At 60.6% G+C, this 10263-nt stretch carries 9 protein-coding genes; 4 read left to right on the top strand and 5 right to left on the bottom strand.

Annotated features, from left to right (window positions below; translation table 11 throughout):
- On the bottom strand, nucleotides 1–875 hold an 875-nt coding region (locus VEK15_17805; GenBank protein HXV62559.1), incomplete at its 3' end, for a hypothetical protein.
- A gap of 534 nt (nucleotides 876–1409) precedes the next feature.
- Here VEK15_17805 and VEK15_17800 point away from each other — a divergent pair.
- The gene (locus tag VEK15_17800; protein ID HXV62558.1) at nucleotides 1410–2129 is read left to right on the top strand and encodes an Ig-like domain-containing protein; all 720 of its coding nucleotides are present in this window, start codon (nucleotides 1410–1412) and stop codon (nucleotides 2127–2129) included.
- Nucleotides 2130–2190: 61 nt separating this feature from the next.
- Here the strand turns inward: VEK15_17800 and VEK15_17795 are convergent, their stop codons facing one another.
- Nucleotides 2191–3405, bottom strand: coding sequence for a hypothetical protein (locus VEK15_17795; GenBank protein ID HXV62557.1), 1215 nt, complete (start codon nucleotides 3403–3405; stop codon nucleotides 2191–2193).
- 370 nt (nucleotides 3406–3775) lie between these two features.
- Between VEK15_17795 and VEK15_17790 the strand changes: the two genes are divergently transcribed.
- Nucleotides 3776–5749: a tetratricopeptide repeat-containing sensor histidine kinase gene (locus VEK15_17790; GenBank protein ID HXV62556.1), complete on the top strand. Its 1974-nt coding sequence runs from the start codon at nucleotides 3776–3778 to the stop codon at nucleotides 5747–5749.
- Nucleotides 5750–6060: 311 nt separating this feature from the next.
- Here the strand turns inward: VEK15_17790 and VEK15_17785 are convergent, their stop codons facing one another.
- Nucleotides 6061–7077, bottom strand: a complete 1017-nt coding sequence (locus tag VEK15_17785) for a hypothetical protein (protein ID HXV62555.1) — start codon at nucleotides 7075–7077, stop codon at nucleotides 6061–6063.
- Nucleotides 7078–7168: 91 nt separating this feature from the next.
- Here VEK15_17785 and VEK15_17780 point away from each other — a divergent pair, with 91 nt between their 5' ends.
- Complete coding sequence (locus VEK15_17780; GenBank protein ID HXV62554.1) at nucleotides 7169–8203, top strand: D-alanine--D-alanine ligase; 1035 nt, start codon at nucleotides 7169–7171, stop codon at nucleotides 8201–8203.
- A 16-nt stretch (nucleotides 8204–8219) separates the two neighbouring features.
- Nucleotides 8220–8969 (top strand): Bax inhibitor-1/YccA family protein, encoded by a 750-nt coding sequence (locus tag VEK15_17775; protein HXV62553.1) that lies wholly within the window; start codon nucleotides 8220–8222, stop codon nucleotides 8967–8969.
- A 17-nt stretch (nucleotides 8970–8986) separates the two neighbouring features.
- On the opposite strand, the gene VEK15_17770 is transcribed toward VEK15_17775, so the two are convergent.
- Together VEK15_17770 and VEK15_17765 are read right to left on the bottom strand one after the other, a co-directional pair.
- A complete protein-coding gene (locus tag VEK15_17770; GenBank protein ID HXV62552.1) occupies nucleotides 8987–9505 on the bottom strand; it encodes a hypothetical protein in 519 nt (172 codons plus the stop codon).
- A 6-nt stretch (nucleotides 9506–9511) separates the two neighbouring features.
- Nucleotides 9512–10066 carry a hypothetical protein gene (locus tag VEK15_17765; GenBank protein ID HXV62551.1) on the bottom strand — a complete coding sequence of 185 codons (555 nt, stop codon included), beginning with the start codon at nucleotides 10064–10066 and terminating at the stop codon, nucleotides 9512–9514.
- Nucleotides 10067–10263: the final 197 nt, after the last annotated feature.

Below are 10263 nucleotides of genomic sequence, written 5' to 3'. Positions count from 1 at the left end.
CACGAGCCTTCGTTGATCATGCGACCGAGTAGCACACCGAACTGTTCGGGTCGGTCGGTGAACTCCAGAAACGGGCTCTTCCCGGCATCCTTCTGGAGCGTGATGCCGTTCGTGTAGACCTCATAGTCGAGGATTCGGGACAGGCGGATCGTCTTGTTACTCGTTTCGCCGATGAAGATGATACGTTTGTTTGTGAGATAGACGGTGCCGGAGTCGATGTGTGCCATCACGTCCTCGGAGACCGGCTGGACGCCGATACTCCCGACGCGCCAATAAACGCCCTTCATGATCCGCAGTCGTGCAGTGGGGCCGCTGTAGCCGATTCGCTTCGTGACTCGCCTCGTCTCATACCACTCGACTTCTCGAACCGCGTAGCACGCTTCCTTCTTCTGGATGTTGATCGGAACATCGATCTCCGTTAGCTGGCCGTGTTCGAGTTGCCAGTTTTCTCTGAACCTCGCGAACGTCTCACCGGAATCGCCGCTCCAGTTGATCTTTACGTCGAGGCTTTCGCACATGGCGTGTAGCTCGCGCTCTTCCTCGGGGGAGACTTTCTTGTCTTCGATAATCTCGGCAACGAAGTCTTCCACGCGCTTGCCGGTCCTGGCGTCGTAAACGCGCTTGGCTTGCTCTTCTGGAATCCGAAGATCCGTCTTCAGCTTGCTGAGAGCCACGCGGCCCTCTGCCGTGAGCCTGCCGTCCGCGATGAGCTGATCGACTTGTCGTCCGTACATCTCCAGGATCGGATCCCAGTACGCTCTTTGGATCAGGGCTTCATCGAGTAGCAGGAGTCTTTGAAGCGCTCGGAGCGTGTCTAGCTCGTCCTCGGTGACCACGCGGTCGCGAAAGGCGAAGGCAACGTAGGCTTCGTACAATTCTGAGCGACGCTCGGGGCTGATTTTTTTAAGACGGACCCCGTGCTTCTGGCAAGCGGCGTCGATCTCAATACGTGTCACTCTCTGCACTGAGGTCGCTCGCGCGAAGACGTTGTTTATCTCGACAAGCGCCCCCTCTTTGTTGCCTGTGATGCGACGCAGCAAGCTGCGCGAGGGCGGGCTTTTCGGAACGAACGGCGCGGCCATTTTAGCTGGTCATAAGCCGGGGCCTTGTCACCATTGGACCGCTTCGATCTGAACAGAAAGCCTTCATCGTTGCAAGCCGCCAGGGAAAAGGACTCAGCCGTCCCGGAATCCAGGTGTTTAAGACCTTCCTTCCTCTAGGCCGAACCGCCAGGTACGAAACGTTTTGAAGGCGGGCGCCATAAAGGGTGAACTCAGCCAGAGAAGCTTGTACGGTTCGAAGAAAGGGTGTATCTCATGTGGCGTCCATACGTTTACGCTCTGGTTCTTTGTTTTGTCGTAGGCTGCGGCGACGGAGGAATAGGGCCCACTACGACGACGTCGGTCTCGGTGACGTTTCCAGCGGGTGGAACGATCTTCATCGGTGATAGCGTCCAGTTCGAGGCGCGCGAAACGTTGAGCGACGGCACGACGCGCGTCGTAACCAATGAGGCGACCTGGGGGTCGGATGCTCCAGCGGTCGCGACCGTCTCTTCGACGGGACTCGTCACCGCGGTCGCACCAGGAGAGGCAACCATCTTCGCCGACGTCAATCCCCGCGGATCCTTGCTGATTCGGGTGTTTCCGAACTTCGGCGGCTCGTGGATGGGCAGCGAGGTCATCGCGGGCTGTGAAGATTCGGGAGCGTTGGAAGGGGTCTGTCGCGACCGGAGTTTGGCAGTCGGAGAAGTGTTCCTTCATCGATCGATGTTCAGCCAAACCCAAGCTTCGGTGAACGCGGTAATCGATGGGGGAGAGGGCAACACAGCGACGGCGACGGGGAACGTTACCGTTGGTGGTGAGCTCCAATTGCCCTCGACTCCATTCCTTCCGGGCGACCCCACGGTGAGCTCGCAATTACAGAATTGGAGATCGAGGGCCGATGTTCCATCACAGATGACGGGGACTTGGGAGTTGTTTCTTACGGCTCCCGGGGTCCAGGGATCCGTTACATTGATGATTCGACTCCAAGACGTCATCAAGACGAGTGCCACTTCAACCTCGCTAACGAATAGAACGCTTCGAGACGCGCTCCGGAAAATTTCGCTACACCTCGAATCGCTTCGCTGAGGGGCGGCAAGACACCCTGACACACACGACGGCGGGAGGATGACCCGCTTCGCCGCGGCGGTCAGTTCGTCGGGCCGGCAGCCACGACGGGTAGGCCCGTTTCGGTAGCGAAGAGCTCGCGCAGGAGCTCGCGCCAGCGCGCGTACACCGTGTCTGCCGAGCCGGTGAGCCGCAACACCTTGCCTTCGACCTCGATGAGGAGAGGGGCCATGTCAGACGCGAGCGAGGCACCGAGCTCGCGTAGAACCGCGAGGTGATCGATTCGCTTGGACTCCTCTTGCCGTTCCCAGGAGTTCGCGGCTCCCCCTCCGGGGAAGAGCTGGGAGGTGCCGCATTCGGGGCCCACCCCGACCCCCGGCGTGTTTCCATCGGTCGGGAAGGGAACCAGCGAGCTTCCCGCGCCGTTCCCCATCGCTCCACTCCCACCTCGGTAACTACGTCGGGCACTCGATCGCTTCATGGCTTCCCGCCGCCAGTAGTCCTGCGAGCGCCAGCTGCCGTATGCCTCCTGCATCTGACTGTAGAAATTCGCGTAGTAGGAATCCAGGGTGTCGATCAACATACGGTCCCGGAGGCGGAGGCGCTCGATGCGCGCCATCATGGGATCACCCTGGGCCGGCAATCGCGCGACGGAGTAACGGTCTCTCGCGGATACGAGGTAGTTGGTGAACGGGGCGGGCGCAAGATCGGCGGCGAACCTCAGCAGAGTTATTTCGCGAATGCGGGTGACGTCTTTCTGGTCTATTTTCCTGCGCCGGGCGATGAGGTCATTCGCGATTCGGTTGTAGAGCTCTTGAAAGGGGTCGTCCGCGATATGCCGGACGTTATAAACGCTTGCGTCCGCTTTCGACTTGTATTGCTTGTCGAGCCAGACCATCCCGCGAGAGTCGATGACGCGGATGTCGACTTCGAGCTCGGCACCCGTGGAGGACGAGATGGCACCCGAGATCGTAAGATCATCGATGCTTGCGGCCGGCCCGACACGCACCGCCCCCCAGAATCCGGTTTTCTGCAAAGTGCGCGCGAGGTGGATGGGAATATAGAGGGCCTCGGCTTTTCGGACCTCGGGGGAGATTCCAGCTTTCCTGAGCTTGCGAAGGGCTCTTTCATCGGAAAGCCCGGGCTCGAAGGCCAGAACGTCGACGTCGAGGAGGTTCGCCTCGGGAATATTATCCGATGTCTGGACTAGCTCGACCTTATTCTCCGCCCGCGCGGGCGTAGCCACCACGAAGAAGGCGGGCAGAAGCCCAGCCGAGACGAATTGCCGGGTCCACATCTTTTGTCTCTCGCGCGAGCTCATCGCCCCCGAAGCCTCAGGGACGACTTCGATTGTAGTGCAAGTCTCGAGCCAGAAGCGAGCGCGCCACCTCTCGCGTCGGCAAACACCCGTCGCGGAACAAGAAGCAGCGAGCTCGGCGAGACCCGGGAAGTCTGGCGAAGTGTTACCTCTCGAGGTCGATTGACCAAGAGATGTGACAGGGAATGGGCGTGACGGCGGCGCGGGTCAAGAACGTCGCAAAGTCCCCACCTTATCGAGATCGAGCGTGATGTGAAGCCGGCACTCTCAGCGCGCCGCGAACGCTCCGATACCGGTTACGCTACGACTGTGCTAGCCTGCTGCACTTCACGCCGTGCCAGGAGCTGTGATGACGCACCCGTCCGAGGGCGCCCGGAAAGAAGAGGACCGCTCCGTAGATGGTGTTTCAGCCGTCGACGCGATGAACGAGCAGCTCGAGGCGCTCCTTTCCGGCGGGGACCCTCGAGGAATGCTCGAGCTGAGCGAACGGGCGACGGCGATGGCACGGCGTCTCGACTACATCAAGGGCGAGGCTTATAGCCGTCTTTTCATGGGCTACGCGTTCTGGTTCCTGGCGGAGCACCGGAAGGGACTCGAGCAGGCCAGCGTCGCCCGCGCGTTGTTCGAGAAGCTCGACGACCAGGCCGGCCGCAACAAGGCGCTGCTGTGCCTCCACACGGTTCAGCAGGGGATGGGGACGTATGACGAGGCGCTGTCGAACGTCCTGGAGTGCCTGAAGTTCTTTCGCAACGAGGGGCTTCGATTCTGGGAGGGGCTCTCCCTCTTGAGTCTCAGCAACTTCTACGAGCAGCTCGGAAGCTTCAAGAAGGCCCAGGAGCTCTACGAGCAAACGAAGGTGATGGGGCGCGAAGTCGGTAAAGACTGGATGGTGGCGAGAGCGCTCGTCGGTCAGGGCACGATCCACCGCCGCCTCGGGGCTCACGACGAGGCGCTCGAATGCTATCTCGACAGCTTGCCGCTCTTCCGGAGCTCCGCGAACCCCATGGGCGAAGCAAGAGCGCTGAACGACCTGGGCTTGATCTACCAACAGAAAGGGGAACACGACCAGGCCCTCGATTACCACCGGCGCAGCCTCGCGATCCGCGAACAGATCGGCCAAAGGCAAGCGCAGTGCACCAGTCTCATCAATATGGGGTGGCTCCTAATCGACCGAAAGCAGAGCTCCGAAGCGCTGGACGTCCTGGGACGGGCCCTGGCCACGGCGATAGAAATCCAGTCGAAGCCGAGAATCTATCAAGCGCACGAAGCACTCTCGGCCGCCTACGAGCTGCAAGGAGATTTCGTTGCGGCGTTGAAGCACCATCGCGAGTTCCAGAAGATCAAAGAGGACGTGTTCAATCGCGATGCGAATGCACGAATCAGCAGCCTCCAGACCGATTTCGAGGTCGAGCGGGCAGAGAAAGAGGCCGAGATCGCGAGGTTGAGAAACGTCGAGCTCAAGGAGACCAACGAGCGGCTGGAAAGGCTGCTTCACGAGCTGCGAGCCGCGCAAACGCAGTTACTCCATTCCGAGAAAATGGCGGCTCTTGGCAGGCTGGTAGCGGGCCTCTCTCATGAGCTGAACAGCCCCCTCGGCGCCATCGCCGCGGCCAACGACGTACGCGTCCGCTGTCTCGGGACTCTCGACACCGTGCTGAAGGAACGGGAGAGCTTCGAAAAAGTCGTCCTGGACGAGAGGTTCCAGAAGGCCTGGCGCATCTTGAACGACGACACCCAGGTCATTGCGGCCGCGAGCGGCCGGCTGAAAAAGATCGTCGAGAGTCTCAAGACCTTCGCGCGGCTTGACCAGGCTCAATTCCAAATGGCCGATTTGCGCGCGGGGCTCGAAAGCGTGCTCGAGCTGCTGCCGCAGAACCTCACCGAGCGCATCACGGTAATCCGGGAATTCCAGGAAGTGCCGGAGATTCCTTGCTACCCAGGTGAGATGAATCAGGTGTTCATGTCCCTGATTCAAAACGCCGTGGATGCGATCGAAAACAGGGGAGCGATTCGGTTCCAGATCGCGGCCGAAGGCCGTTGGCTCCGGATTCGGATCATCGATACCGGAAAAGGCATTCCCGCCGCCAGACTGAAACGACTCTTCGAGTTCGACTTCACCCAGGAAGGAAGCCGAGTCCGGATGAGCACGGGCCTCGCGACGGCACACGCCGTCGTCGCCAAGCACCAAGGTCGGATCGGCGTTGAGAGCGAGGTGGGGAAGGGAACGACCTTTACGATCGAGCTTCCGATTGAGTGGGTGCCGGAGGAGCAAGGCTCAAGTGGTGGACAGTCGGAGAGCGGCGATACGAGATCTCGAACCTGAGAATCCGACTACTGTGTTGGCGTCGATACCGCGCCCCACAGCATGAAAAAGAAGCAGATCACCTCGCCCACGAAGAATACGACGTCCTGCCAGCTCGTCTCCATAAAAACCTCTCCGGCTGCTCGAATCGTCTTGCCTCCTTCGACCGAGGCGACGGGTTCCGGGATGGATCTTGGATCACTCCACGACGTCGCCTTCGCTTGGCGCGCAGCGAGCGCGAGCTACCTTTGTTCTTCTTCTCTTGTAGGCTTATTGTAGCGCAGACCGTTACGGTAACACACGGGTCCAGCGCCAGCGTCTGTCCCGGCAAGTTACGGCTGGCGAATACCGATCGTAACGTTCGAATAGATCGCCTGCTCGAGGGATTCCGCCCTTGGCGCCATTCCGAGCTCGACCCAGTGCGGGTTGGGGCGATAAATGGGATCGTAATTTCTGCTGAGGATTTCGACTCCGTCCATCAACACCTGCACCCGCTGGGTGCTGACGATCTCGGGAAACGCACCCCATTCCATACGAAAATGGTAGACCCGCGACGGGTCCCAATCGAAGAAATCGATTCCGGTGTTGGTTTCCTGACCGTTCGAGATGAACCGCAGCCTCATATGCCATCGATCGACGGTTTGGGTATCGTACTTGGCCAGGTGAACGCGGAACGGGTTGGTCGTGTACTCACCTTTGGAAGGGTCCCACATGATCATCAGGTTCCGCTTGTCTGAGTGCGGGTTCGGATTCCTCAGATTCGTCACGTCGAACTCGACGAAGCCGTTGGGCGTCGTCGGAATCACGTAACGAATGTAGGAGAGCGCGTCGGTCGCCATCCAACCATCTCTGCGGAACTCACCGCCTCCAACCTCACCCACCGAAGTTCCGCTGAGCAACGGGTCGGAGACATAGATGAGATTATCCGGCGTCTGGCTGATGAACCCCCCGACGACCTCGAAATTCGCGGGTTGAGAGAAAGGACCCTCCACATTTTCGGCGAAAGCGCGCGCACGCCAGTGATAGAAAGTCTCGATCGACAATGGCGTATTGATCTGCCACGAGGTCGTTCCCCCCCCGCCCTCGGGAATATCTCCGCCGAGTGCTACCATATTCGAGAAGTCGGAGTCGGTCGCGACTTCGAATCGATACCGCAGTCCGATCGGTCCGGTCGCGTTGCCGACACGGAGCGTTGGTTGCGGACTGGCCACTTCGGAACCCGCAACGGGATCGAGGGTCGTCGGGGCGGTAATCGTGAGCGACGGTTCGGTGCTGTCTGGACTACACGCCCAGGAGGCAACCCCGACCGCAGCAAGGAACACAAGCGCTAACTTGAAGTCATTTCGCATGTTTTGCCGGTGAACGTATTGTTTTTGTTGATGAAATTATCTTCGTTGAAATTATCACAAACTTCGAGTTGCGACAAACGTTTTCGACTTCGTGATAAGAGTGATCGGGATCGAGATGCCGCGCACGACCGTTGCCGTCCTTTACGACGTCTGGTGGCCTCATGAGGATCACGGTCTTCCATTCCGCGCCGACGGCTCGGAGCTCGAGCCGCCGGAAGTGCACGAAGAGGTCTTTGGCGCGTTGAAAGCGGTTGGCTATCGGCCGGTTTACGTCGTTCTCGACGGCGCGACCGCGGGACTCACCCGGCTGGCGCGCACCCCCGCCTCGGTGTTCTTCAATCTCACCGAGTCCTACGGGGGCGACGACACCAAGGACCTGCACGTGGCGGCCTATCTGGAGCTTCTCGGAAAACGCTACACCGGCAACGGACCCCGTGCGCTCCACGTGGGGCAGGACAAGGTCCTGGCCAAGAAGCTGCTCCGTTTCCATGACATCGAGACACCCGATTTTGTCGCCGTCGCCCCCGATGCGAGGATCCCGCGAATCGACCTTCCGTTCCCGCTGATCGTGAAGCCGGCCCGGGAGGACGGATCGATCGGAATCGATACCGGATCCGTGGTCCACGAAACGCGAGCCTTACGCACTCGCATACGATACGTCCAACGCGCTTTCGGGACCGCCCTGGTGGAACGCTACGTCCCCGGACGCGACATCTACGTTGGCGTGATCGGTAACGATCCACCCGAGCCGTTGCCTCTCGTCGAAGTCGACCTCTCGCGCCTGCCCCGAGGCGTTCCCCGGATCGCGGGGACGGAGGTGAAATGGTGGAAGGGGACGGAGCTCTACCGCTCGACGCCCGCGGTATTCCCGACCGGCCTCTCCCCGCGGCTGACGCGGCGCATGCAGAACGTGGCGGTCGAAGCCTACGTCGCTCTCGGTCTTCGCGACTACGGGCGGGTCGATCTCAGGCTCGGCGACGACGGTACGATCCATGTCCTCGAGGTGAATCCCAATCCCTGGCTCTCGTCGCAATGCGAGCTCATCATGGCCTGGACGAAGACGGGCCGCAGCTATGAAGATCTGATCGGTCACCTCGTCGAGCTTGCCTTGTCCCGCGGTCGTTGACAATATAGGGATCGCCATGCGAACGATGAATCCCACATTGAACGAGAACGTCTTCGTCAAGCTCGCCCCGGCCCGTACCGCGGTTGGCGGTGCCATGAGCGTCGCTGGAACGGTGAACAAGACGGCCATCTTGCTGATGCTGGCCCTATTGACCGCCGGCTGGACCTGGAACCTGTACACCGCGAGTGGCAACCCCGCGGCCGTGTCTCCGTGGCTCTTCGGGGGACTGATCGGAGGTCTGGTCGCGGCGCTGGTCACGGTATTCAAGCAAGCCTGGGCTCCGGTGACGGCCCCGATCTACGCGCTTCTCGAAGGTCTCGTGCTCGGTGGCATATCGGCCATCTTCGAAGCGAGCTATCCCGGTATCGTCGTCCAAGCCATCGGCCTTACCTTCGGAACGCTTGCCGCTCTCCTGCTTGCCTACAAGGCGGGTCTCATTCGCGTCACCGACACCTTCAGAAAAGGCGTCGTCGCGGCGACCGGTGGAATCTTTCTCTTCTATATGGCTTCCTTCGTGCTGGGGTTCTTCGGGATCAGCCTCCCCCTGATCCACAGCTCCGGGACGTTCGGCATTCTGTTCAGCCTCGCCGTGGTCGGCGTGGCCGCGCTCAATCTCGTTCTCGACTTCGACCTCATCGAGCGGGGCGCCGCTCGCGGCGCGCCGAAATTCATGGAATGGTACGCGGCGTTCGGCGTGATGGTCACTCTGGTATGGCTCTATCTCGAGCTGCTGCGATTGCTGGCCAAGCTCAGGGACCGGCGTTAGGCGAACCTTCGAGTCGTTTACCAGATCCAGACTTTGACTTCTTCGTCCCTGCTCCTTACGTGAACCAGATCGGTTCGCGATACCGAGGACAGGGCGCTCAGGACATGGGAGACTTCGACTTCCCCTCCCTGGCAGCTCTCCACGATCTCGGCCACCATCTTCAGAGGGACACGCACCGAGACTTCCTCGTCACGGGTCGTCACGTCGATGGCGAGCTCGTCGCCGAGCTTTTCGATGAGCACATGATCGCCGTGGTCGTCGACCTCGACGAGCACGGAGTCGGGAGCGTTCTCGAGCTCGTCGATGATCCGGAGGACGAGTTCGGAATACTCCGCGACCTCATCGGGAAGAGTTACGTAGGCGGCCTCCTCGGGGGCGAAGCTCAGGGCGGCGCGGGCGACGAATAGAGGCACGGGGACGATCAGGCGTGGTCCGTCCGACGGCTTGACGTCGACCACGAGGCAGCTCGAGCTCGCGAGGGACCCGACGATGAGGACAGGCACGGACAACAACACGAGGGCGGCGGTCTTGAGCATCGGTTGCTAGTCCCGTTCGTCGATCCACACGCGGACTTTCGTGCCGCCATCGTCGACCCGAACGACATCGCCCCGCAGCGATCTCAGCTCGTCAATCGCGCCTCGAACGTTGAGCTCGTCTCCTTCTCCCGACAGGAGGCTGTCCACCACCGACACCGGTACATCGACGTGAACTTCGCCGCCGTCCTTGCGATCGGTGAGGTCGATGCGAACCTTGTCGCCCTCGCGGCGTATGGCTACGTTCCCGTCTCGACCCTCGACAGACACGAGCTCGGCATCGCCAGCATCCTTCAGCTCCCTCCAGGCGCGTCTCAAATCGGCGATATCGATATCGCAATCGTGAGCGTGAATTCGTCCTCGAGAGACGACCTCCGATGGAGCCGCATCGAGCGCCAGCGCAACCACGGATAGCGGCAGGTTGACCTTGACTCGCGTGTCCGCCGCGGTGCCTTCGTCCACCTCGACATGGATCCAGGGTGTCTGAGCCAAAACGGGGCTGGCAGTCAGCGTAGCCACGGCGACGCCAGCGAGGGCAAGAGCGCGGTGCAAGGGCACGATCATCGGTTGATTCCTCCCATCCTATCTATCGCCCATTACGGATAACTCGCACGGTAAGTTCGAAGAAAATGCGAGGCGTCTCCAATAGAGCGGGGCTACCGCCTCGGAATGAGCGTGTTACGATGCCGAAGGAAGATCCGGATGGAACCGAGACGACGTTCGTTGCTTTATCTTCCCGGTTCGTCCCGGCCCATGATCGA

This window comes from Vicinamibacteria bacterium (assembly GCA_035620555.1).
Lineage (GTDB): Bacteria > Acidobacteriota > Vicinamibacteria > Marinacidobacterales > SMYC01 > DASPGQ01.
This window is presented reverse-complemented; position numbering and strand designations above follow the sequence as displayed.

Bases quoted from the DNA above. Each gene is read 5' to 3' on its own strand.
- VEK15_17795 (HXV62557.1), bottom strand. From the start codon at position 3,405: ATGTGGACCCGGCAATTCGTCTCGGCTGGGCTTCTGCCCGCCTTCTTC.
- VEK15_17790 (HXV62556.1), top strand. From the start codon at position 3,776: ATGACGCACCCGTCCGAGGGCGCCCGGAAAGAAGAGGACCGCTCCGTA.
- VEK15_17785 (HXV62555.1), bottom strand. From the start codon at position 7,077: ATGCGAAATGACTTCAAGTTAGCGCTTGTGTTCCTTGCTGCGGTCGGG.
- VEK15_17775 (HXV62553.1), top strand. From the start codon at position 8,220: ATGCGAACGATGAATCCCACATTGAACGAGAACGTCTTCGTCAAGCTC.
- VEK15_17770 (HXV62552.1), bottom strand. From the start codon at position 9,505: ATGCTCAAGACCGCCGCCCTCGTGTTGTTGTCCGTGCCTGTCCTCATC.
- VEK15_17765 (HXV62551.1), bottom strand. From the start codon at position 10,066: ATGATCGTGCCCTTGCACCGCGCTCTTGCCCTCGCTGGCGTCGCCGTG.